The sequence below is a fragment of the Cyclobacterium sp. SOCE241 genome, from assembly GCF_056867545.1.
Genome location: NZ_CP149779.1, coordinates 2,741,066 through 2,766,786, shown reverse-complemented (window position 1 = coordinate 2,766,786; position 25,721 = coordinate 2,741,066). Strand labels below are relative to the sequence as shown.

General features: G+C 38.9%; 22 protein-coding genes, 1 tRNA gene and 5 pseudogenes. 23 read left to right on the top strand and 5 right to left on the bottom strand.

Going from position 1 to position 25,721, the window contains the following annotated elements; translation table 11 throughout:
• The first annotated feature begins 424 nt into the window (after window positions 1–424).
• Together WG932_RS13775 and WG932_RS13770 are read left to right on the top strand one after the other, a co-directional pair.
• Window positions 425–850 carry a phage holin family protein gene (locus WG932_RS13775; RefSeq protein ID WP_483088313.1) on the top strand — a complete coding sequence of 142 codons (426 nt, stop codon included), beginning with the start codon at window positions 425–427 and terminating at the stop codon, window positions 848–850.
• A gap of 18 nt (window positions 851–868) precedes the next feature.
• Window positions 869–1,342, top strand: a complete 474-nt coding sequence (locus tag WG932_RS13770; RefSeq protein WP_483088312.1) for a DUF5675 family protein — start codon at window positions 869–871, stop codon at window positions 1,340–1,342.
• Window positions 1,343–1,637: 295 nt separating this feature from the next.
• On the opposite strand, the gene WG932_RS13765 is transcribed toward WG932_RS13770, so the two are convergent.
• Window positions 1,638–1,802, bottom strand: coding sequence for a hypothetical protein (locus tag WG932_RS13765; protein WP_483088311.1), 165 nt, complete (start codon window positions 1,800–1,802; stop codon window positions 1,638–1,640).
• Between the two features lie 41 nt (window positions 1,803–1,843).
• Here WG932_RS13765 and WG932_RS13760 point away from each other — a divergent pair, with 41 nt between their 5' ends.
• The 3 genes from WG932_RS13760 (at window position 1,844) to WG932_RS13750 (ending at window position 5,427) form a co-directional block, all read left to right on the top strand.
• Complete coding sequence (locus WG932_RS13760; RefSeq protein WP_483088310.1) at window positions 1,844–4,117, top strand: hypothetical protein; 2,274 nt, start codon at window positions 1,844–1,846, stop codon at window positions 4,115–4,117.
• A gap of 180 nt (window positions 4,118–4,297) precedes the next feature.
• On the top strand, window positions 4,298–4,972 hold the full coding sequence (locus WG932_RS13755; RefSeq protein ID WP_483088309.1) for a BspA family leucine-rich repeat surface protein: 675 nt from the start codon (window positions 4,298–4,300) through the stop codon (window positions 4,970–4,972).
• Complete coding sequence (locus WG932_RS13750; RefSeq protein ID WP_483088308.1) at window positions 4,969–5,427, top strand: hypothetical protein; 459 nt, start codon at window positions 4,969–4,971, stop codon at window positions 5,425–5,427. The genes WG932_RS13755 and WG932_RS13750 overlap by 4 nt, the downstream gene beginning before the upstream one ends.
• Here the strand turns inward: WG932_RS13750 and WG932_RS13745 are convergent.
• The 4 genes from WG932_RS13745 to WG932_RS13730 all read right to left on the bottom strand — a co-directional run bounded on the left by WG932_RS13745 (window position 5,424) and on the right by WG932_RS13730 (window position 7,744).
• A complete protein-coding gene (locus WG932_RS13745; RefSeq protein ID WP_483088644.1) occupies window positions 5,424–6,140 on the bottom strand; it encodes a tyrosine-type recombinase/integrase in 717 nt (238 codons plus the stop codon). The two genes, WG932_RS13750 and WG932_RS13745, sit on opposite strands and share 4 nt — an antisense overlap.
• 17 nt (window positions 6,141–6,157) lie before the next feature.
• The gene (locus WG932_RS13740; RefSeq protein WP_483088307.1) at window positions 6,158–6,580 is read right to left on the bottom strand and encodes an Arm DNA-binding domain-containing protein; all 423 of its coding nucleotides are present in this window, start codon (window positions 6,578–6,580) and stop codon (window positions 6,158–6,160) included.
• A 145-nt stretch (window positions 6,581–6,725) separates the two neighbouring features.
• A tRNA-Leu gene (locus tag WG932_RS13735) sits at window positions 6,726–6,807 on the bottom strand.
• Window positions 6,808–6,973: 166 nt separating this feature from the next.
• A complete protein-coding gene (locus tag WG932_RS13730) occupies window positions 6,974–7,744 on the bottom strand; it encodes an SAM hydrolase/SAM-dependent halogenase family protein (RefSeq protein WP_014018739.1) in 771 nt (256 codons plus the stop codon).
• A gap of 100 nt (window positions 7,745–7,844) precedes the next feature.
• Here WG932_RS13730 and WG932_RS13725 point away from each other — a divergent pair.
• The 18 genes and pseudogenes from WG932_RS13725 (at window position 7,845) to WG932_RS13640 (ending at window position 25,673) form a co-directional block, all read left to right on the top strand.
• Window positions 7,845–8,806: pseudogene (locus WG932_RS13725) on the top strand (PhoH family protein).
• Window positions 8,807–8,837: 31 nt separating this feature from the next.
• Complete coding sequence (locus WG932_RS13720) at window positions 8,838–9,245, top strand: GNAT family N-acetyltransferase (RefSeq protein ID WP_483088306.1); 408 nt, start codon at window positions 8,838–8,840, stop codon at window positions 9,243–9,245.
• Window positions 9,246–9,374: 129 nt separating this feature from the next.
• On the top strand, window positions 9,375–9,836 hold the full coding sequence (locus tag WG932_RS13715) for a DUF3575 domain-containing protein (protein ID WP_483088305.1): 462 nt from the start codon (window positions 9,375–9,377) through the stop codon (window positions 9,834–9,836).
• A 574-nt stretch (window positions 9,837–10,410) separates the two neighbouring features.
• On the top strand, window positions 10,411–10,833 hold the full coding sequence (locus tag WG932_RS13710; protein WP_483088643.1) for a ComEC/Rec2 family competence protein: 423 nt from the start codon (window positions 10,411–10,413) through the stop codon (window positions 10,831–10,833).
• Window positions 10,830–12,160 (top strand): annotated as a pseudogene (locus WG932_RS13705) (ComEC/Rec2 family competence protein). Before WG932_RS13710 ends, WG932_RS13705 begins: the two are co-directional and overlap by 4 nt.
• A gap of 93 nt (window positions 12,161–12,253) precedes the next feature.
• Window positions 12,254–13,384, top strand: coding sequence for a RecQ family ATP-dependent DNA helicase (locus tag WG932_RS13700; protein WP_483088304.1), 1,131 nt, complete (start codon window positions 12,254–12,256; stop codon window positions 13,382–13,384).
• Window positions 13,385–13,540: 156 nt separating this feature from the next.
• Window positions 13,541–14,173 (top strand): RecQ family zinc-binding domain-containing protein, encoded by a 633-nt coding sequence (locus tag WG932_RS13695; RefSeq protein WP_483088303.1) that lies wholly within the window; start codon window positions 13,541–13,543, stop codon window positions 14,171–14,173.
• Window positions 14,170–14,757 (top strand): hypothetical protein, encoded by a 588-nt coding sequence (locus tag WG932_RS13690; RefSeq protein ID WP_014018733.1) that lies wholly within the window; start codon window positions 14,170–14,172, stop codon window positions 14,755–14,757. The genes WG932_RS13695 and WG932_RS13690 overlap by 4 nt, the downstream gene beginning before the upstream one ends.
• A gap of 3 nt (window positions 14,758–14,760) precedes the next feature.
• Window positions 14,761–15,311, top strand: a pseudogene (locus WG932_RS13685) (NUDIX hydrolase).
• Between the two features lie 80 nt (window positions 15,312–15,391).
• Window positions 15,392–16,105, top strand: a complete 714-nt coding sequence (locus WG932_RS13680) for a tetratricopeptide repeat protein (RefSeq protein WP_014018731.1) — start codon at window positions 15,392–15,394, stop codon at window positions 16,103–16,105.
• Window positions 16,105–17,066: pseudogene (locus tag WG932_RS13675) on the top strand (L-threonylcarbamoyladenylate synthase). The gene WG932_RS13680 and the pseudogene WG932_RS13675 overlap by 1 nt, the downstream one beginning before the upstream one ends.
• A gap of 38 nt (window positions 17,067–17,104) precedes the next feature.
• Complete coding sequence (locus WG932_RS13670; RefSeq protein ID WP_014018729.1) at window positions 17,105–18,304, top strand: phosphoglycerate kinase; 1,200 nt, start codon at window positions 17,105–17,107, stop codon at window positions 18,302–18,304.
• Window positions 18,305–18,671: 367 nt separating this feature from the next.
• Window positions 18,672–19,532, top strand: a complete 861-nt coding sequence (gldA, locus tag WG932_RS13665) for a gliding motility-associated ABC transporter ATP-binding subunit GldA (protein WP_483088302.1) — start codon at window positions 18,672–18,674, stop codon at window positions 19,530–19,532.
• Window positions 19,533–19,774: 242 nt separating this feature from the next.
• The gene (locus WG932_RS13660) at window positions 19,775–20,170 is read left to right on the top strand and encodes an ABC transporter permease (protein WP_483088301.1); all 396 of its coding nucleotides are present in this window, start codon (window positions 19,775–19,777) and stop codon (window positions 20,168–20,170) included.
• A gap of 78 nt (window positions 20,171–20,248) precedes the next feature.
• Window positions 20,249–21,928 (top strand): gliding motility-associated ABC transporter substrate-binding protein GldG, encoded by a 1,680-nt coding sequence (gene gldG, locus WG932_RS13655; RefSeq protein WP_483088300.1) that lies wholly within the window; start codon window positions 20,249–20,251, stop codon window positions 21,926–21,928.
• Between the two features lie 234 nt (window positions 21,929–22,162).
• Window positions 22,163–23,287, top strand: a pseudogene (gene dnaN, locus WG932_RS13650) (DNA polymerase III subunit beta).
• Between the two features lie 444 nt (window positions 23,288–23,731).
• Complete coding sequence (locus WG932_RS13645) at window positions 23,732–24,295, top strand: type 1 glutamine amidotransferase domain-containing protein (RefSeq protein WP_483088299.1); 564 nt, start codon at window positions 23,732–23,734, stop codon at window positions 24,293–24,295.
• Window positions 24,273–25,673, top strand: a complete 1,401-nt coding sequence (locus WG932_RS13640; protein WP_483088298.1) for a peptidoglycan DD-metalloendopeptidase family protein — start codon at window positions 24,273–24,275, stop codon at window positions 25,671–25,673. The genes WG932_RS13645 and WG932_RS13640 overlap by 23 nt, the downstream gene beginning before the upstream one ends.
• The last annotated feature ends 48 nt before the right edge of the window (window positions 25,674–25,721 follow it).

Below are 25,721 nucleotides of genomic sequence, written 5' to 3'. Positions count from 1 at the left end.
CGGCGGAGCCGTTTGGAGCGGCATCAATCCTTCGTACAATACGTTTGGCTTTTGTTGAGCAGCCGCTGGGATCCTTTTAATTTTATTGTTATGCTCAACAAAAAGCCATTAAAAAAAGAAAAATCTCCAAAGGTGTTATTTTATTACCTATAGAATTGAAACACCCAATTTACAAGAGGTAAAGCAATTAAATCTGGAGGTAAAATCCATTACTGGATTGGAGCCTTTTAGTGTAAAAGATGAAAGTGGGCAACTTGTGTCACTCTCTTAATTTATCCAAAGAAATTTGAATAGAATTAGCTTCCCCTGGAATTCCAGGGGATTTTTTTGTCCTTTGGTTTCAACCCACTTCCGGCTACTTTAGAACTGAAATTAACAATATTCTATAATGGCTCAACAGGCTATCAATAAATCACACAGGCTAATGAATATCCACGTATTTCAACAAACGAGGGACATTCTGGTAGATTTACTGGATAAGGGAAAGTGGGCAATAATTACAATTCCCCTATTCACCTTTTTCCAGACCTATATTTTTAATGATTTCGATTACCTTATGTGGCTTGCAGTTCTAGTAAGCCTTGATACTGTTTTAGGGTTTGGCTTAGCCATATTTAAAAGGGAAGTGGAAAAAGAAAAATTTGGAGATATCCTCATTAAAATGATTGTTTATAGTTCTTGTCTTATAGTGGGGCATGTTTTAGAGAACTTCACTGTTTCGGGTCAAACCATGTCGGGCGGAGAATACCTCAAGTTCATCATATACATTGCCATACTTATCAAAGAAGCCATATCAGTACTTACCAATGCGGGTAAAGTATCCAAAAACTGGTCCCGGTCTTTATCCTAAAGCGGCTTAAGGGCTTCAATGAGACCGGTGATCTTACACACCTTACCCAGAATTTTACCAGCCAAGATGGAGAAAAATCAGTACAACACACTAATTCTGATCAGGAACCAGGTCTCTGATAAACAGATTATAGGCAAACTCTTGGTTAAGGATGAGTTTAATGCCATTCTTTTCACCTGTTTTACCTTAGAGCTTCCTTGGAAAGGAAACCAAAGGAATATTTCTTGTATTCCTGCAGGTATCTACAAGGCAAAGAAGAGAAAAAGCGAAACCTTCGGTAGGCACTTCCACATATTAGATGTTCCAAATCGTGATTACATCCTTATTCATGAAGCCAACCATGTGCATGAGCTCAGGGGATGCATAGCAGTAGGAAACAAGCTGATGGACATAGATGGAGACCATCTCCCGGACGTGATAAATTCCATCAAGACCAAAAACAAATTGATCAACTTACTTCCGGACCAGTTTAAAATCATAATCTCACAATGAGAATAATTTTTATCATATCGCTTATATACTGCTTCCTTTCTTGCACCAGCAAGAAGGGTATTACTAGGTCGAAAGATCACAGCGTTTCAACAAACCAATACCATCAAATCCAAGGCCATGAAAAAGCAAATCAAACCAAGGGGAGTCTCAATCAGGAACGTCTCCGACTCGACTACTTCGAATCCTTCATTGACATTGTTCCCAGGGGAACTTTCAGAATTTCACCTGATGGCAGCTTTGAGGGCGAAGCATCAGCGGTTAGCATCCTCCATCGGGATAGTTCCAGGCAGGAAGATCACACCAAAGTAGATTTTACCGCCTCAGACAGCACAGCATCTTTTTCACAACTAGACAGCGCCGCATCAGACGAAAGAGCTTCTGACAAGCTAGACAGGGAAGTCAATCGAAAGCCAAATTTTTGGCTATACATAGGCATTGCAGTAGCCTTACTTATAGTCATAGCAGGTCTCAGGATTTTATCAAAATTCAAATTATTTTAGCATGGCCATCACTGTCACACAGGTACCTTTAGCACTCTGCTTTGCCGGCAATATCCCTGATATTCTCCTCACGACCTCAGATCCGGGGCATGATGTCACCATATCAATGGACGGCACTGACATATTAGAGGAATACTACACTGCAGATGCAGATGGCAATATCAGCATCACGCTCAAGCATCTTATAGAAAAGCAACTCAGTGTTCGCATACCTGATGCAGACCTATACAATCAAGCCGACGCAGTGGCTGATATTGTATGTGATATAGACGGCACCGAGGTTACCTTCAGGGCTATTAAGGGAGGTGTGGATAGAAAAAATTTCACAACCTCAGATTTCCTCACACTCAACTGGCTCACTTGGCAGCCACAGATCAAGCAGGTCAAGTACTTTGATCCCGAGTATCTCAGCTATTACGCCCAGCAGGCACTAGAGGTGAAGGTAAAAGGCTATTTCCAGGACAATACCGACAGCACAGCCACGGCCTACACCCTCCCGGCAGATCAGCTCAGCACTATCAATGTATCCTTCGAAAAGATGCACGCCCTCTTTGAGGAGCAGCCCCTGTACTTCGACGTTTGGGTAGAAGATGGAGAAGGTGGAGAAAACACATGGTACCAGCGTTATGTACTTACAGACAATTTCTTTGAGCACAATGATCTTTTCGTTTTTGAAAATAGCCTTGGAGCCATTGATACCATCCGCTTCACAGGACAAAAGACCCTACTAAATAGTCAGCAGTTTGATTCAGGGCTTTTCTTTGACGAATACGAACATGAGTACGAGGTCAATCCGGACAAAGCTTATGAAAAGAACACCGGCTACTTCCGTAGCAGAAAGCAGCTTTTCTGGTCTCAGGATTTCTTTTCCAGTCTCCAAAAGTACCACTTGGACGGTGTAGAGCTTAAGCGAATACTCACCAGAGAGCCTAGCTTCGAGGCGTCTCAGTATGACCTTATCGCATTTGATTTCATTTATGTATATACGCGCCAAGTCATATACCTGGATTGGATAGAAGAGCAGCCTTCCAATGTGCTCGTTATCGTAGGGCCGGACCAGGAACTTTATTATTTGGTCCCACGAATGTGGCTCTTCCCAATACTCGAAGACCCAACAGACGCCATTTTTCCGGTACAGGTTGCCGGAAAGCAGGATTGGCATGGGCTTTCGTTTTCTGTTATTTTGGATTTTCTCAGAAATGAATTAGAAATACCGAATGGAGACAGGGTAATTACTCCTGGTAGCCTTGAAATCAATAGCCCTACCTCAGGTACAATAAACGGGGCTTCCTGGGTAAGGAATGGAATTGTTTATAATTATTCAGGACCTGTAATACTTAATGATGCTCCTGATGATCCGTATAGTAGGTTTGATATAATATACACCCAACCATCCAGTACAGTTGGGTATCAAGCCGGTGCTCCAGATGAGGACCCTGTCATTCCAAACCCGCCCAATGGTGAAATGGCTCTCCATGTTATTTTAAGATTAAATACTGGCGAAGCTATTATCACACCAGTGGATGAGGTGGATCCTGAGACTAAAAACCAAACTGGGAGAACAAATGAGTTTGCCTTGATATGGAGGCAGAAGTTAAGTCAGAACACCTATTATGACTTTAAACTTTCTTTTGTCGGTTGGGCATCAAGCTATTCAGAATTTGATGCTAGGCCACTTAATGGAATGTTAATGGTTGATTTTGTTACTGGTGCAAATAATACACAGATTGATCCGAATAGGATAAGTTTTCAAACCAGAGATATTTCTACTAAATCAGGAGATTTTGTTATCGTCCAGACTTCCTCAAATCAGGCATCAATATATGTGAAGAAAACTGCCTATTTTCAGACGGTAACTTTCAACTATCTAGGAGTAAAAACCCAAACAGTAAAAGATAACAGTTTGGTTAATAATTCAGGTTATAGTTCCCTGCCTGCAGGGACATCGTTTTATTCCTGGAATGGTAGGTCATATATTTCTTCAGTTGGTAGTACTATCCGTTTTGATAGGCCAAGAGCCTATGGACTATTAGGTACACCGGTTACTGGAAATATTACTGTAGCCACGGCTTATGCAGATGATAGTAATATGGTCAAATTACTTCATAATGATAGCTTAGAGCCAAGTATCTCAGTACCTTCCGGGGTTGCTAAACGATTGCTTTCTGGTGAGTACGTTGTAGATGAAGATAATTTTTTTCTGTTTATTATCGATAAGGATAGCTCAGGAGATGTAAAAGCTGTTAATTATACTATAAGTCAAAATGGTTTATGAGAACTGTTAATCAATTTTTTAAATCAACACTTTCCGATCAACAAAGTCCATTTATTTCTGAGTGGAATACTGAGCTTACAAGTAGTGGAAGTTCCCCGTATCCACAATTCAATTACCATTAAGAGATTCAGGGGAGGCTTATAATTTAAGGATCGACTGGGGGATGGTAGTTTTTCTAAAGTGACTTCTTTTAATGATGCAAATGCAACACATACCTATAGTTCAGGAGGAGTGTATACTGTAAAGATATATGGGAAAATACATGACTTTCGATTTGGTAATACAAGGGATCGGTTGAAATTATTAAATATTTTACAATGGGGTAATTGTTCATTTTTAGGGACTTCAGCATTTTATGGTTGTGAAAACCTTCAGTTGTCGGCCTCAGACGTGCCAGACTTGAGTAAACATAATTTAATTCTTGTAGATATGTTTAGAGGGTGTACTGCTTTTACAGGTGCTTCCTCTATAAATGACTGGGATGTTTCTAACCAAACTTCGGCATTAAGGTGTTTTTTTGTCTGCGAAAACTTCAATACTTCCATTAACAATTGGGACACATCCTTATTCACCTCATTCGTGAATATGCTCAATAGATGTTATGCCTTTAATCAAGATATTTCCGGACTTTCATTCCAAAGTGCTACCTCTTGCTTAGGGTTTATGAATAATACGACTTCTTTTTCTACGACAAATTACGATTTACTCCTTAATTCTCTTGCTGGACAATTGCTTAATAACGGAGTGAAATTAACGATGGGAGACGTAAAGTATTCTGCAACGGCAACAACTTCTAGAGCTTTAATAATATCTAATTATAACTGGACAATCACCGACGGAGGACAAACACCATGAATTCACTATCCAACGCTACCAAAATAGAACACAGACACTCCAACTACCTAATCAAGCTAGTGCATGACAAGTTGGAAATAGAGAAAGACCTCGAGATGAGAGCATACATCAGGATTGAGTTCTGGACTAAAGACGAAAATGGTGATTTCGATAAGCCGGTTCTAGAGGTAATTGCCAATGATCCGTCATTATCAGAATCGCAAAAAAGAAATGATTCCGAGGTATTCAAAACCCGCATTTGGTCCAGTACCACCCGAGGTTCCATGGTTGATCCGGAGACGGGTTTTTTTGTACATCCTAATGAAAATGGAATTTATCCGGAAGGGAGTATTACGCAGCTGCAGTATTGGCAAAACCTTCCTGCATCAGCCTTTCAAGGTAATACACTCGCTGCTAAAGTGTACAGCGCACTTGTGGCTAATATGCAGGAAGTTTATGATTTGCAGAATATTTAGTCTTGCATTATGAGCATTTGGTCAAAAATTTCCTTTTCTTCCACATGGCCATAAATCATGGTAGTGCTCATTTTTGCATGACCAAGAAGTTTCTGTAAAACTTGGACTTTGCCACCCCTTCTCAAGAAATCTGTAGCAAATGTATGTCTGGCTACATGAGTTGTGAGGTTTTTTCGAACCTTACACTTAAATGCTATTTCTTTCAGTATTCTATTGGTTGGTTGCATGGCCATAGTATTGAAAAGCCTTCCTTTTTGGTTTTCAATATATTGAAAAGCATCTTCCACTATCCTAATGCTTACTCTTTTTTCAATATTCCTAGTCTTATAGGGTTCGAAAGTCAATACTTCTCCATCAATTTCTCTCCAGGTTACTCGTTCTATATCTGAAAACCTAAGCCCAGTTTTACACGAAAATAGAAATTGACCTAAAACTCGTTTTTCTGAAGGTTTGATTTCTGAGCTTTGGTAAAAATTCTTTACCCGTTCCAATTCTTCTGCAGTGAGGTATACGATTCTAGATTTCCCTGAAGGGAGTGAAAATTTTGATATACTATCAATATTAACAGCTATTCCTGATTCATGTGCGATTCTTGCATAAACCTTTAAGGTTTTAAGGATTGCACCAACTGTGTTAAGCTTATAACCTTTTACATTTTTCAACCAAGCCTGGAGGTTTTCAAGAAAGCCATAATCAATCTCTGAAAATTTTATTTCAGGTTTCCATTCCCTTATTTTTTAAGGTTGGAGAGTGAATTTTTCTTAGTTTGAAGGGCAATTTTATTTAATTCGAACCTCTCTTCTATTTCTAAATTAGCCCAATCTATAAAATTTTTCTTTGCTCCAAATCTTTCAAATTCCTTTAGAAATTGGTCAATCGTAAGTTCAAAATCAGAATGCCTGTAATACATGAAAATCTCATTTATTTTTGAGATTTCCTTTTTCACCAGCATGTTATAGTCATTTGCCTCCTGATCATTTCGTTTTCGATCAAGGAAAATTCCGGACTTATTATCAAAAAAATCAAGATTCCAACTAACTCCTAATGGGATAGTGGTTCTGCTTGAGTTGATGATTACTTGAAGGTATACTGGAGCTAATCCCTGTTTATTTGGTCTGTCAGACCGGATCCTGCATAAAACACTAGCCCGCATACTTCCTTTAAATTTCGTGTGAAAAAAGGAGACATGCGGGCTTGTGAAAGACCTCTTAAAGATGATTTGGACACTTTCTGTGAATTTTGTGTGAAACGAAAATCCATGTCCAATCGACAATCTGGCCATTTTTGGCCTTGTGGTGTACCCAGGGCCGGAATCGAACCGGCACGCCCGAAGGCATTGGTGTTTGAGACCAACGCGTCTACCAGTTCCGCCACCTGGGCAAGTGTGGTATTTCCCGTTCCTTGCTGAACGGGATGCAAATATGTGCAAAGAATTTTTCACAAACAAATATTTTGACTCTCTGAAACCTCGTTTTTTTATCTTTTTTGTACTTCAACCAAACAAGGCCTATACAGCCAATGGTTTAATCCTTTAATTATCAAAAAATTAAACTTCAAAATTGATAAATATTGGACTGTCGTACCTTAAGCCTAATAATTCGGCCCCATGTCCATGATTAATGCCAATTTCCAATAAATTCAAGCTATTGAAGAATGCCCAACAATCTCCGGGTTCTACTTCATCGTAATTGGTTTGAAGTTGCTGAAGGGATTCCCTGCCGAATACAATCTCAAATTTCCCAGGATTTAGTTTCTCAAAGACCTCTTTTGGGATATTGGTGATCAAATTGCCATAGATGTCTACCCGAAGTACATACCCTACAATTTGTTTCTTGCTTGCCTTAAAGTGTCTCCCCATCATTTTTTTGATGGCTTGTAAAGGACCTCCGAAATCATGAATGGCCGCACCACTAGCCACCTTAGCTGCTATCGGAGCAAGAATATCCTTCGCAGGGAAGGAACTGTTTTTAATATGAATATCAGAAAATTTGACAATGATGCCGGGGTCATGATCTGCCAGCATGCTCAATACCCCATTGTTTGGCCCAATAAATATATGCTCGTTAAGTTTGATGCCAATATAGCCGTCTGTAATGCTACTTGTAGTATTCAAAGCGACCAGGTGAACAGTACCCTTAGGAAAATCGTTATAAATGGAACGCAATAAAAATGCGGCATGGGCGATGTCATACAAAGCAATTTCATGGCTAATGTCAACAATGGTTAACTGGGGATTGATGGATAGCATTTTGGCCTTGACTGCTGGTACATAGTAGTCTGAGTTGCCAAAATCTGAAATGAATGTTACCAAAGCCATATAAGTAAGTCAATTAAAAATTCGTACTTTTGCGTTAAGGATGCACAAAAATAGGTATTTTTAATTTGTTTTTAGAATTAGGTAAACAGAAGAAAATATATTGGTAGAAAAAGTCATTACATTGGAAAACGTTTCCCTCCTAGACTTCCTGGGCTCGGAAAACGAAAATATCAGGCAGATTTCTGCCGCTTTTCCCCAGAGTAAAATTGTTTCTAGGGGCAATGAAATCAGAATCAAAGGGCAAGCGCCGGAAATTCTCAAAATCAATGATATTTTAAACATGCTTTTGGAGCATTTTAACCGCTATGGTCTGGTTACTCCTGAAAATGTGAAGGAATACATTGATTTGGAAGGCACCCCTCAAAAAAATCTGAAAACATTAATGCAGTTATTCTCTATGGAAATAAAGGGGTAATCGTTCGTCCCAAATCCCCCAACCAGAAAAAACTAGTTGATGCTTCTTATAAAAATGACCTTGTTTTTGCTTTAGGCCCTGCCGGTACGGGTAAAACCTATATAGCTGTGGCATTAGCTGTTAGGGCTTTAAAAAACAGAGAGGTAAAAAGGATTATCATCACAAGGCCTGCTGTGGAAGCGGGAGAAAACCTTGGCTTTCTTCCCGGAGATCTTCAGGAAAAGTTAGACCCTTACCTAAGGCCCATTTATGATGCCTTAAGTGATATGGTGCCTACCGAAAAGCTAAGGTTCTATCAGGAAAATAGGGTGATTGAAATTGCTCCCCTTGCCTATATGAGGGGGAGGACCTTGCACGATGCCTTCGTGTTGCTGGATGAAGCTCAAAACACCACCTCAGAACAAATCAAAATGTTCCTCACTAGAATGGGGCCTAATTCCAAAGTGATCATCACTGGGGACCAATCTCAGGTAGATCTTCCTACCCGGCAAAAATCAGGTTTGAGGGAATCACTGCGAATTTTAAAAGGAGTAAAAGGTATCGGTGTGGTGAACCTTTCAGGAAGTGATGTGGTAAGGCATAAACTCGTAAAATCGATTATCGAAGCCTACGAGAAAAACGAAGTGGAAACGAAACCTTCCAAATGACCTTTGTAGTAAAAAAATCACAGAGGAAAGCTTGCTGGAAAAGGCTTTTTATATTCGTGAACAAGTTTTTGTTAAAGAACAAAATGTAGCTCCGGAAGAGGAATATGATTCCTTCGAAAACTTGGCGACCCATTTTCTTGTTATGGATGGTGACTTGGGTGTTGGTACTGCCCGGTGGAGGTTTACAAAATCTGGCATTAAACTTGAAAGATTTGCCGTGTTAAAAGCCTTTAGAGGGCTTGGTGTGGGAGGAATGTTGGTGAAAGCAGTGTTGGAAGATGTATTGAAAATTCCTTCAAGTAAGGATAAAACAATATATTTGCACGGCCAAGTTACAGCCTTGGGATTGTATGAAAAGCATGGTTTTGAAAAAGTGGGAGAGCGCTTTATGGAATGTGATATCGCACACTACCTCATGAATTATAGACCAAAAGAATAATAAACAGAGTATTTTAATTAACAGTTTTTTTATGAAAAATTTTATAGGCGCATTGTTGTTGGTAGTGTTTTTGGGAGTATTCAAGTAAAGGCACAAACTCTGGAAAGTCCGGGACTTCCTCAGAATGAAGTGAAATTGAATATTTTCAACACGATAATTAATGGTTCCCTTGAGCTTGGTTACGAGCATTTTCTAGATCAAAATCAATCCCTTGGTTTTGGAATGACATTTATGGATCGTTTTGCATATGTTTCTGATAGAGGGGAGGGGCAGGATTTTAAAGCGACCAGTGTAACTTTGTCTTACAATTATTATTTTGTAACAGAATCAAACCCATCAGGGATATATGTATTTCCATTCTTGAAATACAGAGGAGGATCGTTTACTGAGGTATTAGAGGACAATAGCACAGTTGAAACTTCTTTGAATAGTTTTATCGTAGGATTCGGTGCCGGCTATAAATGGGTACATAATGATAAGTTTGCCTTGGGGCCATACATTAGTTTGGCCAGAGGTTTTAACGATGAAGTAAGTGACCGCTTTGAGCCTGTAGAGTTCAATGGAGGATTTACCATTGGTTTTAGATTTTAAGGGAATATTTCAATACACTCTTTATAAAAGCCCATCAAATCTGCTGATTTGATGGGCTTTTTCGTGTTCAAAATTTCGTTCTAAACCATTGTTGAATAAAAGCTTACTGTTATTCCCACAGTTGATTTTATCCTTAAAGTTAACTAAATTCTACTTTGAAAGTCTTTAGGTCTATTGATGCCAAAGGAAAAGGTATTAAGTGTGTGGTTTTGTGGAGCTTTATTGTCCGGATTATATGCCTTATCTCTAATTGTTAGTTTGCTGGACAGTTTACCTTAAGGACCAAATGTAAGGTGTCAGCTTAAGTGGCCAGGTGCTTCTGAAAAATAGCTCAGAAGAAAACAAAGCGTTAAAGTTTCGGGTAATTTTACCGTCCATTCATGAAATTCAATGAATTTCCATTTGTTCGTTATACCATTTTCTTTGTTGCCGGGGTTTTGCTCTACCCAATAACAAAGCAATTTCTTGGTGATGCAATATTGGCCGGTTTGCTTTCTTGTTTAATTGGCTATATAGGGATAACATTTGCCTATAATCCTAACTGGAGAGTCTATTTTAAGATAATACTCCCCTTATTGGCCTACTTTTGCTTACTTTTTCAGGAATGTATGTGGCTTCATTAAGGGATGTGAGTTTTATGCCTGATCACCTCATTCATTTTTCTAAAATTAATAGTTACCTGGCAGAGGTGAAGGAGGTTGATCAAATCAAACCAAATAGTCGTGGAAATAGGCTTTCTGTAAAAGCTGTTGAAACTGAGGATGGTTGGCTCCCTGCACAAGGAGAGGTTCAAATTTACCATCAAAGTGCCTTGCCTTTAGAGCCGGGAGCTGTGATTCACGTAAATGGCCCACCCCATATAATCGCTCCTCCTTCCAACCCGGCCATGTTTGATTATTCGGAATACATGGCGAGGAAAGGGATTTATTTCCGTCATTTTATAGGGCAGCAGTTCAAGCTGGTGTCAAGGCCCGAGAAGGGGCTTGGTCATCAGTGATTCTTGCCTATCGGCAATATTTAGAAGAAAGGATCAATACATATATTCGTGATCCAAACGCCAAACAAATAGCATTGGCATTGTTGTTAGGGCAAAAGCAAGACTTGGAAAAGGGACTGAGAGAAGCTTATGCTACAGCAGGCGCCATGCATATTTTGGCAGTTTCAGGTTTGCATGTGGGCATTGTCTATGGCTTTTTTTCCTGCTGTTTAAACCCTCAAAAATGAAAGGATTAAAAAGAGCTGCCTACCTTGGTGTAATTGTAGGGGTAATCTGGTTTTATGCTATCTTAACCGGCCTTTCTCCTTCAGTACTTAGGTCTGCGACCATGTTTACATTTATATGCATGGCACAAATGAATTCGAGAAACCCTTCGATTTTTAACCCCTTGGCCCTTTCTGCTTTATTGCTTTTGGTATATGATCCTTTTCTGATCTATACTGTAGGGTTTCAACTAAGTTATATAGCCTTATTAGGGATCTTATTATTTCAACCGATTATTAGTAAAATTTGGCATCCAAAAAGCAAATGGCTCCGTTACCTATGGGATATTACCAGCGTTGGTCTGGCAGCACAGTTGGCCACTTTTCCCCTTGCAGTTCATTATTTCCATGTATTCCCAACCTACTTTATTTTAACCAACCTACTAGCAATTCCTGCAGCCTTTGTGATCATGTCCATAGGTGTTCCTTTCTTATTGTTTGGGGCCATTCCCGGTATGGCCCAAGCGCTAGGTTGGTTGTTGGATTATACCATACAATTTCTTAACCTTGGGATATTTGGTTTGCAGAAACTCCCCTTTGCTCGAATGGACGGCTTGTATATGGATTGGCCTGAAATGATTTTGTTTTGGGCCCTCCTTTTTTGTCTTTACCACTGGATTGTAGACAAGAAGAGGCATCAGTTTATTGCGATGTTTGTCATGGTTTTTATGTTGGGGTTTTATCGATTGGTTGTAAGTTTAGAGATGGGGGCCGAGGAGTACATGGTCATCTACAAACTAAAACAAGGAGTGGTTATGGATTATAGCCACAAAGGCCAGTTTTATACCATTGAATGGGAGGTTGATTCTACAGAAATGAATTTTAATATTCTGCCTCACCGGATTAAAGAAATGGGATTATCACCAAAGCCTCTTGCTTTTTGGGTAAAGGATGGGTTGTGTAGCATCTCGCTGCCGGGAAATAAGGAATTGCTACTGGACGCCGATACATTTACACCAGCTGCTCCACAAGGAGTAACTTTGTTTTTTGGGAAAAAGGAAATTGGTGGCCCCACCAAGAAACTAGCCTTCATGATCCCTTTTCCAAAAGTGCCATTAAAATAAGTTTCAACAAATAAGAGCAGGCCTTGTGAATGGAGCCGATGAAGCGTAATTTGGATAAAAATTGTATGCAATCAGCAGTTCAATTGCCATTCTATGGATAAACAAGATACTTCAGCTTTGGCCATCCTAAAGAAATTCTTTGGGTACCAAGATTTCCGTCCCCTTCAGGGAGAGATAGTTAAAGCTATTTCTGAAGGGGAGGATTCCTTGGTGTTACTGCCTACAGGTGGAGGGAAGTCCATTTGTTTTCAGGTACCCGCCCTGATGAAAGAAGGATTATGTTTAGTGGTTAGTCCATTAATTGCCCTAATGAAGGATCAGGTAGATCAATTGAAAAGTAGAGGGGTCAAAGCCATGGTGATACATTCCGGGTTAAGGAAAAGAGAGATTGATACCCTCTTAGACAATTGCGTATATGGAGACTATAAATTTTTATATGTTTCTCCGGAAAGGCTCAAAACTGAAATATTCCTAGAGCGTTTCAAAAAAATGAATATTAGCCTTATTGCAGTGGATGAAGCCCATTGCATTTCTCAATGGGGTTATGATTTTAGACCATCCTATCTTGAGATTGTCAAAATAAGGGATCATTTTCCAAAAGTGCCGATGGTGGCTCTTACCGCATCTGCGACCCTTAAAGTGAGAGCTGATATTGTCGAAAAATTAGCACTAAAGGCGCCCTCCATATTCGTAAAATCATTTAGGAGAGAAAATTTATCTTATGCGGTTCGATGGGTAGAAAACAAGCTTGAAAAGGCTGTGGAGATTCTACAAAAGGTACCAGGTAGTGCCATAATCTATACTAGAAGCAGGAAAGGTACCAAAGCTGCAGCACAGCATCTCAATCAGTTAGGGATTGCTGCCACTTTTTACCATGCAGGCTTGGATCAAAAAGTTAGGAATGAAAGACAAGGAAGCTGGATTCGGGGGGACATCCGTGTGATGGTGGCTACCAATGCCTTTGGGATGGGGATAGATAAGGCAGATGTCCGATTGGTTTTGCATCTTGATCTTCCTGAAAACCTTGAGAATTATTACCAAGAAGCCGGAAGAGCAGGGCGTGATGGCATCAGGGCTTATGCTGTGCTTTTGGTACGAGAAAAAGACTGTATCGCTTTAAAGGAAATGGCCGAGATAGCTTATCCTCCGGAGGAGATGCTAAAAAAGTTTATCAGTGTTTGGCAAATTATTATCGGTTGGCCGTTGGGAGTGCCAATATGGTAAGCTTTGATTTTGATTTTCTTGACTTTGTTAGTTCCTATAATTTGGATATTTCGCTCACCTATAATTCTATAAAAGTATTGCAAGAGGAGGCATTATTCTTTTTCAGAAAGCGTATTCCTGCCTTCTTCACTGCATTTTCTGGTTTCCCAAAGTAAGGTGTATGAGGCACAGATTGCCTACGCTAAATTAGACCCATTGATTAAATTATTATTGAGATTGTATGGAGGAGAACTTTTTGTAAACTATATTCATATTAATGAAAGTAAAATTGCCCAGCTCTTGAATGTTTCTGATCAAGAAGTTTTGCGGATGTTAAAGAGGATGGATGAGCTTGGGTTGGTAGACTATTCAGGAAGAAAGGATCAGCCCCAAATTACCTTTGTAACGCCAAGATTAGACGCAGGAGCTTTGCCATTAAATAAGGCAAGAATTCGGGAGAGAAGAACAGAGGCAGTAAGCAAAGCAGCGAAAATCATAGAATATGTGAAAAATAATAAAATTTGTCGTACAGGGCAAATTGTAAATTATTTTGGAGAGAAAAGTGATTTTACCTGTGGTATTTGTGACAATTGTATTCAGAATAAGAAAGATAATAATAAGGCGATTTTAAAGAAAGAATTAATAGATCAAATACTCAAAACTTTAAAGTCAGGAGTGGCGTTTTCATTAAAGGAGTTATTTGCAGAGATAGGCGAAACCCCAGATGATTTTTCTGTAGGTTTGATTCGGGAAATGGAGGATGAAGGATTAATATTCACTGAAAAGAATGGAAAAATTAAATTAAAATGAAGTTTATAGATTCTTTGTTAGGTAACCTGTTTTCCGGAAAAAGTAACCGGGAAGTCATAAGGGAGAATTTCAGCCGCTCAAAACAAGATGAGCAGGAAGTTACCTTATGGTTGGAAGGGGAAGAAGGAGCAGAAACCTTGAAAATGGTCTATGATAATTACCATTTGTTGCAGGCAGGAGTAAATAAAAAGCCTGAAATTCATCTATTTCAATCCTCCTATGCCAATGGGTTTGCTGTGATTTACAGTGATCCATTTACAATGGAAAGTTTTTCTAAATTGTTTTTTGGCCTGGGGCAAAGGATGTTGCAATTAGGGTACAGAAAAGTAAGTATGGATCGTAAAATTGACGAATTAAATGATCAAGTAAGGACAACTGAAAAATTGTACTTTAAGCCTCTAACTTCTGGTGATAACTATTCAGAAAAAATTGATCAGCTATTTGGAAATGTGAGTTTAGAAAAGATATATTTAGACAATAAGCCCGACTATCTGAAAGTTCTGGTGACATTGTATTCCGATAGGCAATACCATGAAGCCAAGCCTTTTGACCAGTTTATGGATAAATTATTCAAAGCAGATTAGTATATGGACAGAGAAAATCTAAAGTGCTTGTTTGAAAATTACAGGACCCCATTTGAAGAGGAAAAAGCCATGGTACCCGGTTTTTTGGAACTTCTAGATGATCCTGACGCATTCAAAAGAGAGAAAAAGCCGGGCATTTCACAGCTTCTGCATGGATTGTCAATAAAAGGCGTACTCATGCGTTACTTACACTCCACAGGAAACTTCAGCGTTGGCTCCAATTGGGAGGCCATGCCGATGGAAATGAGAACCTTCTGGAAGTGGCCTTAACAGAAGCCCGGGAGGAAAGTGGTTTGCAATCCATCCGATTAGTGGACAAATCAATCTTTGATTTGGATAGGCATGTGATTCCTGCGAATGATAAGGAAGAAAGACATTTTCATTATGATGTAAGGTTCTTAATAGAAGCAGAAATGGATGAGCCGCTGATTATAAGCCCTGAGAGTAAAGACCTTGCATGGGTGGGCTTTGACCTAACTGCAGAATTGGTTGGTTTCAATGACTCTGTATTGAGGATGTTAGAGAAAACCAGTAAATCTGAAATTCTATTGTAAGACTTTTCTTAGTACTTGTTTTTTGTTCAAACCTTAAGTGGATTGTGCATCAAGTATTCTTATCTTTGCAAAAAAATGAAATGCGTAAAAATATATGGAGTAGCTTCATTGTTCTCTTTTTCCTGATTTCCTGTCAACCTTCTTCAGAGGAACTGTTTGAAGCCGGAATAGTGGCTTTGGATAAACAGGATTTTGAGACAGCAATCGGGCATTTAAATAGACTGGTGGAAAATGACACAAGCCATGCTCCGGCATGGAATGCCAGAGGGGTAATATTTTTCCAAACGGGAAAATGGGATGACGCCATAGATTCTTTTTCCCGATCCATTGACCTGGATGAAAGTAATTACAAACCCTTTTTTAACAGAGGGAATGTTTACATGGAAAAAGAGGAATATAAAATGGCTTTGGTTGATTATAATCGAGCAAATGGCCTTGATATTAATCAAGTGGACATTTATTATAACCGTGGCTTAGCCCTTTTGGGACTTGAAATGTATGAAGATGCTTTAATAGATTTCGACAAGGCACTGCATGCTAATCCGGAACAACCACAGGTTTTATTCAATAAAGCAAAAGCCCACTTGGGGAATAACGACCCATTAACAGCTATAGCTACTTTAGAAGAGTTGACCAGAATAGATAAGCGAAATGGTGCTGCTTTTTACCTTTTAGGGGTAACAGAAATGAGTGCGCTAGGTAAAAAAGAGAAAGGCTGCGAGTATCTTCAAACGGCCTTGTCCTTGGGGTACACACAAGCAAAAGATTGGATTGATGAATTTTGCGCGGAATAATGGCTGAGATTGGTAAAGACATTAAAAAATCGGCAGCATTATTGACCGAAGGGCAATTGGTGGCAATTCCCACAGAAACGGTTTATGGATTGGCAGGCAATGCTTTGGATGAAAATGCAGTTTTGCAAATCTTTAAAGCCAAAAATAGACCAAAATTTGATCCCTTAATTGTACATCTGCCGGGCATAGAACAAATACACAACTATGTTGAATTCATCCCCGACGAATTAAAGGCTTTGGCGGAGGCTTTTTGGCCAGGCCCTCTTACTTTATTGCTTCCTAAGAAGTCAATTATTCCTGACTTGGTCACTAGTGGTTTAGGTAAAGTTGGTGTAAGGGTGCCGAATCATCCCTTGACCCGAAGCTTATTGGATTTGGTCGATTTTCCACTGGCAGCCCCCAGTGCCAATCCTTTTGGTTACATCAGCCCTACAAGTGCCAGCCATGTGGCACATCACCTTGGCGACAAGCTATCTTATATTCTGGATGGAGGCTCATGTGATGTAGGCTTGGAAAGCACGATTGTAGGCATGGAACAAGGGCAAGTGATTATATACAGACTTGGAGGGATATCAGTCAGTGAAATAGAAAAGTTGGTAGGGAATGTATTGATATTACCCCAATCAAGTAGCAATCCGCAATCTCCAGGAATGCTAAAAAGTCATTATGCACCTAGAAAGCCAATGGTTTTGGGAAATTTAGATGAGCTGATGCAGCAATACCAAAATGAAAAAGAAACTCTAGCGGTGCTTTCTTTTAAACGGTTTTTCCTGAATTAAAAGCAGCAAATCAAATAGTATTAAGTGAATCAGGTGATTTTGATGAAGCCGCAAGAAACCTGTTTTCTGCCATGCGTTCCTTGGATGATACCGCAGCCTCTATAATTTTAGCTGAGGAATTACCGGAAATACATTTGGGTAAAGCGATAAATGATCGGTTAAGAAGGGCTGCTGCCAAATAAAATGTTTATTTTTGACGTATATATTAAACCTACAAAACATGAACAATCGAATCAAAACAGTAGATAACGTTGATTTCAGTGGAAAAAAGGCACTTGTAAGGGTGGATTTTAACGTTCCTTTGGATGATCAGCATACCATTACAGACAATACGAGGATCGTTTCTGCAGTTCCGACCATAAAGAAAATCCTTAATGATGGTGGATCTGTAGTCCTAATGTCTCACCTCGGAAGGCCCAAATCAGGTCCGGAGGATAAGTTTTCTCTTAGGCACCTTATCACCGAATTGAACAAAGAACTTGAAGTATCGGTGAAATTTGCCAAAGACTGTATTGGAACTGAAGCGACTCAGCTGTCTACAAGTCTTAATCCGGGAGAAGTTTTGCTATTGGAAAACTTAAGGTTTCACAAAGAAGAGACGAAAGGTGACAAGGACTTTGCAAAAAAATTAGCTCAACACGGGGATATTTATGTAAATGATGCTTTCGGTACTGCCCACAGGGCACATGCCTCTACAGCTATAGTCGCTGAGTTTTTTAATGACAAAGTTGCCGGATATCTTATGCAGGCAGAACTTGAAAACGCAGAGAAAGTTTTGGGGTCCCCAGAAAGACCATTTACAGCCATTATGGGTGGTGCAAAAATTTCCGATAAAATATTGCTCATAGACAAGTTGTTAGACAAGGTCGATAACTTGATTATTGGTGGTGGGATGTCTTATACTTTTGCCAAAGCACAAGGAGGAACCATTGGTGACTCATTGCTTGAAGAAGATAAGATGCCTCTTGCATTGGAGCTTTTGGAAAAGGCCAAGCAAAAAAATGTGAACCTTATCCTACCTGATGATGCTGTTACTAGTACCGACTTTGCGAATGATGCAGAACAAAGCACAGCTAAAAAAGGACAAATCCCTGATGGTTGGATGGGATTGGATATTGGTCCTGAAACGAGGGTGAAATTTGCAGAAATTCTGAAAGACTCGAAGACAATTCTATGGAATGGGCCTATGGGAGTTTTTGAAATGAGTAGTTTTGAAAAAGGTACCAAAGCAGTAGCAGAAGCTGTTGTGGCAGCTACCGAAAATGGATCTTTTACTCTAATTGGTGGTGGAGATTCAGCTGCTGCTGTTAATAAGTTTGGCTTTGGTGAAAAAGTTTCCTTTGTATCTACCGGTGGAGGTGCATTGTTAGAGTTGATGGAAGGAAAAGTTTTACCAGGTGTAAAAGCTTTAGAACCATAAAATTGGACTTAATCCCACAAGTAAGTTGATTTAAAAGCAGTAATTGAAAGTTATTTAGATTTTTTAATTAAACTTTCATTTCTGTGCTTCTTATATATGAATATTAGTCAGACACCGTTATCTTTATAACGGTGTCTGCTTTTTTACATGCGTTTTTATTGCTGAAACAAATTTAATTACCCGTTGTTCAGTGAATAATTATTGGAGAAAAGTGGAAATTAAAGGCTGAGTATAATAGATTATTTACTCAATAAAATAAAGAAATATAGCCTGAAACAGTAGTGAAGGCCTCTGCTTCTGGATTGATTTTCATTTGAACTATGTCCATAGAAATTAATCATCTTTCAAAAGTTTCGGGGAGCAAAAAGTGCTCAATGATATAAGCTTTCAAGCAAGCCCTGGTCAAGTTTTAGGGTTTTTGGGACCCAATGGTGCCGGCAAATCCACCACCATGAAAATCATTACCGGCTATTTACAAGCGGATGAAGGAGAAGCTCTGGTTAATGGGATTTCTGTTAAAAAACACCCCATAGCCGTGAGTAAATTAATTGGTTACCTCCCAGAACACAACCCCTTGTATGATGAAATGTATATTCCTGAGTTTTTATCTTTTATTGGTGGTCTTTACCAGATGAAGGAAAAACAACGATTGGAAAGGGTGGAGATGGTGATGGATCAGTGCGGGTTGACAGAAGAAAGACACAAAAGAATAGGAAATTTGTCCAAGGGGTATAGGCAAAGGGTAGGCTTGGCGAAAAGCCTTGTGCATGATCCGGAGATTATTATCCTAGACGAGCCTACCACAGGTCTGGATCCCAATCAATTGGTTGAAATAAGACAACTTATTAAAGCCATTAGTAAAGACAAAACATTGATTCTGAGTACCCATATCATGCAAGAAGTTGAGATTCTATGTGACAAAGTAGTGATTATTAAAAAGGGAAAAGTGGTGGCACAAGATGCCCTTCAAAGCCTTAAAGCCAAAGCAGGAAAATCCATCGTTCTATTAGAAACAGAGGAAAGCATTGAAAGTGAATGGCTCGATGGGCTTACCTATAATAGTGTAGAAATAAAACAGCCCGGCCTAATGGCTTTCACTTGTAAAGACCCTAAAAAATTGAGAGCCGAAATCATTGAATTGGTGCAAAGCCGGGGACTTAATCTAGTGAGCATTCGACAAGAAGAGAAGAACCTGGAATCCGTTTTTCAAAGCTTAACCCAAAATTAGTAGTATGCTAAGTCTGTTTAAAAAAGAGGTCAATGCTTTTTTAGTAATTTATCAGCCTATTTAATCACTGCTGTTTTCTTAGTTTCATTGGGTTTGATTGTATGGGTATTCCCCGGAACCAGTGTTTTAGATTATGGTTATGCAGACCTGGAACCTCTGTTTAGTTATACTCCATTTGTTTTTATATTTCTTTTGCCTGCAATTACAATGAGGATGGTTGCCGAAGAAAAGAAATCCGGAACTTGGGAATTACTAAAGACCTCCCTCTTAAAAATTACCAGATAGTATTGGCCAAATACTTGGCTGCCATAGTGCTTTTGGTTTTTTCTTTAATTCCAACCTTGGTTTATTATTTTAGCATTTTTCAGCTAGGTGATACCATTGGGAATATAGACAGTGCCGGATTTTTCGGAGCTTATATTGGTTTGTTTTTGGTGGGGGCTTTATTTGCTTCTGTGGGTTTGTTTAGTTCCTCCATTTCTTCCAATCAAATTGTTTCTTTCGTGATTGCTGTTTTTTTGTCTTTCTTGTTATACGGGGGATTGGCGCTTTGGCCACCCTGGCCACGGGAGACCAGGCAGTATTGCTACAGGGACTGGGAGCAGACTTTCATTATGAACAAATGGGAAGAGGGGTAATCGTCTCAGAAAATATTTATTATTTCATTGGAATGATACTTACCTTTTTGGTATGTTCTTGGGTTATGATCAATAAAGATGAATAGAAAATATAGCGCTTTACTTTTCGGAATCCTAACCATATCATTGATTTGGTTTTTGGTCATCAATTTGGATAATTGGTGGTCTTTTAGACTCGATATGACTGAAGAGGGGAAATATAGCATTGGTCAAGCAACCTTAGATGTGCTGGAAGACATGGATGGGCCATTGGAGGTTGATATTTTATTGATGGGAGATCTACCTCCTGGAATGAAGCGATTTCAAAGGAATATAGAGCAAATCCTAAAAACTTTTCGCTCGTACAGCCCCGAGGAAATTAGTATTAATTATGTGGATCCTTTAGCTGTTGCAACCGATAGTAGTGAACAGTATATTATCAAATTGGCAGAGTATGGCATTAATCCTACCAATTTACATTCCAACCGAAATGGAACACAAGCTACACAACTGATTTTTCCGGGGATTGTATTAAGGTCTCCGTCCAAAGAAACCGGGGTTTTACTGCTGAAGGGCGAATTGGGGATGGGACCTGAGGAAACCTTAAACTTGTCTATTGAAAATTTAGAATTTGAAATTGGACAAGCTATCAAAAGGTTATATACCATAAATAAGAGGGCTATTGGTGTAATAATTGGCCAGGGAGAAATGGAAGAAGATGAAGGTTATGGCATGGTGGAAGCTCTCAATGAAGATTTCGAAGTTTATAAAGTTCCTTTTGAGCAAGCCAAAAGCGTGGCGGACCTTTTGACATTTGAGGTGTTAATTGTGGCCGGTCCTAAAGAAGCCTATGGAGAAAGAGAGAAATATTTATTGGATCAATTTCTCATGTATGGTGGCAATATCCTTTTTATGATGGACCAAATGGCCATAAATCTTGAAGAAGCAGGAGGAAAAGGAACAGTGGCCATGCCTTTTGACTCGGGAATTGATGATTTGCTTTTTCGATATGGAGTACGTATTAACAAGGATTTAATTAAGGATTTGAATTTTGGTTATTATCCCGTAGTCTCAGGTGAGTTTGGCAATCAACCACAAATAGTTCCTTTGCCATGGCCATTTTATGTGCAAGCGGGAAAGATGGCAAGCCATCCGATCACCAAAGGCTTAGATTTGGTACAGTTTCGCTTTGTAAGTTCTATTGATACCGTAAAAGCCGATCAGGTAAAAAAGACACCTTTAATTTTTTCCAGCAATTATAGCCGAAGAGAAAGTGCCCCGGTAAGGGTGGCTTTTAAAGATATGTCTAAAGAACCTGACATAAAAACATTCAACAGCGGTAGTTTACCCTTGGCTTACCTTTTGGAAGGTAAATTTACTTCCTTTTTTAAAAACCGTTTTGTGCCCGATGAATTTGATAAAAGCAAATTCTTGCCCGAAAGCAACGGAGGTAAGATTCTGGTAGCAGGTGATGCGGATGTATTTAAAAGTTGGGTAAGTCCTCAGGATAAAATACCTCTGCCTTTAGGGAATAACCCTTTCTCCGAAAATTTAACTGCAAACAGAACATTTTTGCAAAATACGGTGAACTATATGGTTTACCCTGAGGGAATAATTGCCAGTAAAAATAAAGAGTTTGAAATACGTCCACTGAATAAAGTGAAAATTAAACAACAACGATCCATGTGGCAGGTGATAAATGTTGTTTTGCCGGTTTTGTTGGTGGTATTTATTGGATGGTTCAAACAATATCTTAGGAAGCGAAAATATTCAAAATGAAAAGGGTTTTAAACTTGATTTAAAAAATCAATTTAATTTTATCGGATCAAATTAAAACCATATGAGGGCATTTATAATTTTATTTATAACTTTACCCTGTTAAATCCACCGGAATTTAAATTTACGTCTCTATTGCTAAGAAGCATTGACTAAAAAGCTTAAATTTGAAGTGTCCGAGCAATAATTTGGATTTGCGATAATTTTTATTGTGACTGAATTAAAAAAAACAAACATATGAAATTTATTGTTTCTTCTTCTTCACTTTTGAAGCATCTCTCTGCAATAAATGGGGTGGTAACAACCAACCCTGTTGTGCCTATATTAGAGAACTTCCTTTTCGAAATATTGGACAGCAAGCTTACAGTTACAGCTTCCGATTTGCAAACATCAATGACTACGGAAATTGAGGTGGAGGCAAAAGAGGACGGTAATATTGCAGTTCCTGCAAAAATTCTAATTGAGACACTTAAAAATCTTCCCGAACAACCTGTAACATTTAGTATTGATAAGGAAACCTATAGTGTTGAAATCAGTTCAGACAATGGACGCTATAAATTGGCAGGTGAAAACGCTACGGATTTTCCAAGAATTCCAAGTGTAACCAATGCTTCTACTGTAGAGATGTCAACAGATGTTTTGAGCAGTGCCATTGCCAATACCATTTTTGCAACTAGCAATGATGAGTTGAGGCCTGCAATGACAGGGGTATTTATTAACCTAAGCAGTACCAGTACTACTTTTGTAGCGACTGACGGGCATCGATTGATTCGTTACAGAAGGGTTGATATAGCCTCTCCGGAAGCTTCAAGTATAATAGTGCCAAGGAAAGCCCTTAACTTATTAAAATCTACTCTTCCGGCCGAGAATGTGCCTGTGACGGTTGAGTTTAATAGTAGCAATGCCTACTTTAAATTCAATAATATCAAAATGATTTGTAGGTTAATTGATGAGAGATTCCCTGATTATGAAAATGTAATTCCAGCAGACAATAACAATGACATGGTCATCAATAGGCAAGAATTTTTGGGTTCCTTATAAAGAATTGCCATTTATGCCAATAAAACGACCCATCAAGTAAGGTTGAAATTAACAGGAAGTGAATTACAAATTTCCGCCGAAGATCTGGACTTTTCTAATGAAGCAAATGAGCGACTGTCTTGTGAGCATGAAGGAGAAGACATAGAAATTGGGTTTAATGCTAAGTTCTTAGTGGAAATGTTGAACAACATTTCAGCCAAGGAAGTGACCTTGAAGTTTAGCGCTCCAAATAGAGCAGGCCTGATTTTACCTTCTGATCTTAATGAAAATGAAGACATTTTAATGCTTGTTATGCCGGTTATGTTGAGCAATTACGTTTAAAATAGTAACCATACATTTAAAAATTTTTAAAAGCCCTGATATCAGGGCTTTTTTTGTTCTATTTTTAGCTTGATAGCACTTTCAGCTTTTGACTCAGAATTTAGAATAGCAAATGTAGGGTTATAGTCACCATAAAGTCAGGTTACTATAGCATTGCTATTATGAAATTGAAAACGCCAATGAAGTGGCTAATTTTGAAGAAATTTCAGCAAGTATTGCCAATTCCGAGATTATACCGATCTCTATTTTTTTAACAACTTCACAATTTTTCCCTACTTCTAATTTAAGATAATGGGAAGGCAAGCCTCATTTATTTATAGTACTACTGGATTAATCAGTGCTGTTAATCGAATTTCTACCTAAAAAAAATTAATAATAAAAAGTTTAGCATGGAATTTGAATTATACCTTTAAAAAATTGACTGAAATTAAACCAATTGTAAAGATGAGTAAATTAAAAGGTAAAAAAATAGCTTTAATTACAGAGAATGGATTTGAAGAGGTGGAGTTTACTTCCCCAAAATCAGCATTGGAGGAACAAGGGGCTTTTGTGGAGGTAATTTCCCCAAATGAAGGAACCATTAAATCATGGGATAAGGTGGACTGGGGCAAAGATTTTAAAGTGGATAAGACTTTGGAAGAAGCCAAACCCGAAGATTATGATGCTGTATTGATTCCGGGAGGAGTTTTGAATCCGGATAAGCTACGTACCAATGAAGATGCCGTGGCATTTATTAAACATTTCTTCTCTTTAGGCAAGCCGGTGGCTTCCATTTGTCATGGCCCTCAAGTATTAATTGAAACAGGTGAGCTGGCAGGTAGGAAAATGACATCATTTCCTTCAATTAAGCAAGATATTATCAATGCCGGCGCGGAATGGTTTGATCAAGAATGTGTATGTGATCAGGGACTGGTTACTTCACGGTCACCAAAAGATCTTGAAGCATTCAATAAAAAAATGGTAGAAGAAATAGCCGAAGGTAAACATGAGTTTCAAAGTTCACATTGATCAAAAAGTATTAGGAAATCAAAAAATAATAAAAGGGCTTTATACGTATTTCTTTTATGGAAAGGAGGCGATAAAGCCCTTTTTTCAACATCCCTTATGGTGTGTATGGTTATTTGTTTTGTTCAGTGCTTGCCAAGCAGAAAAACTTTTTAAAAACCCTAATCCCTATCAAAACTATCTCAACACCTTGAATAAATCGGGTTTAGAGAATTATGGAATCGGACAAAAGTGGATCAATAACGGAAAGCTGAGACATGCGTCTAATTTACCTACACTTCAATTACCTTATAATGAGATGACTTACTTTGACCCCTCAAAGGCGGAAGCTGTTTTTTTGCAATATGGGGTAAAAGAAGGAAATAATGTAATCATCAAGGCTGATGTTTTAACGGATTCCTCAACAGTGTATTTTATCGATGTGTTTAAAAGAGAGGTAGATAAATTCACTCAACTTCACTATTCAGAAGAACAGCAAAAAATTGAATATACCGTCACACAGGATGCTGAACATGTGCTAAGGGTTCAGCCTGAATTGCTTGGAGGAGGTGCCGTAGTCTTAAGTATTGAAATTTCCGGATCCCTTGCCTTTCCGTTACCGGATATGCAATCCGGTCAGATTGCCAGTTTTTGGGGAGATGCGAGAAGTGGTGGTGCTAGAAAGCATGAAGGGGTGGATGTGTTTGCCAAAAGAGGTACACCAGTAAGGGCTGTAGTAAACGGGATGGTAAGAAGAACCGGGCAAAACCGATTGGGAGGTAATGTCGTTTGGGTGAATTCAGGTAAGTACAATTATTATTATGCCCACTTAGATAGCCAGCACGTTAAGGCAGGGAATCGTGTAAGTATAGGTGATACTTTGGGTACAGTTGGCAATACCGGAAATGCCATTACTACTGCTCCCCATTTGCATTTCGGAATATACCGAAGGGGAAAAGGTGCAGTTGACCCCTTCCCGTTTATTCAAGTTGCTGAGAAACCCAAAGAAATAGTTCTTTCCGACAGTGTATTTCTTAAAGATTATGGGGTTTTTTCTGTCAATAATGGAAATTTTCGTGCATTGCCAGATTTAAAGTCAAAAGTACTAGGGAAACATCCCAAGCTTACTTATTTCGAAATTTTGGCAAAGAGAGGAGATTGGTTTAGGATTCAATTTCCTGATGAATCAATTGGCTTTGCCCATCAATCTATAGTTGACGTCTCAAGTCCTAAAACCCAAGCAATAGAATTGCTTCCTACTGATACACTATTTGAATATTTTGATCGTGGATTACTTTCAGCATCTAACTTTGTTGGTCAAGGTAAGGTGCTTGGGTATTTCAAAGACATGGTTCATGTGCAATTAAATTCCGGGATAAAATTATGGATGAAGGAAAGATGAAGACTTAAGGTCTTCCTAGTTCCTAACATTGGAAAGAGTGTCGATCTA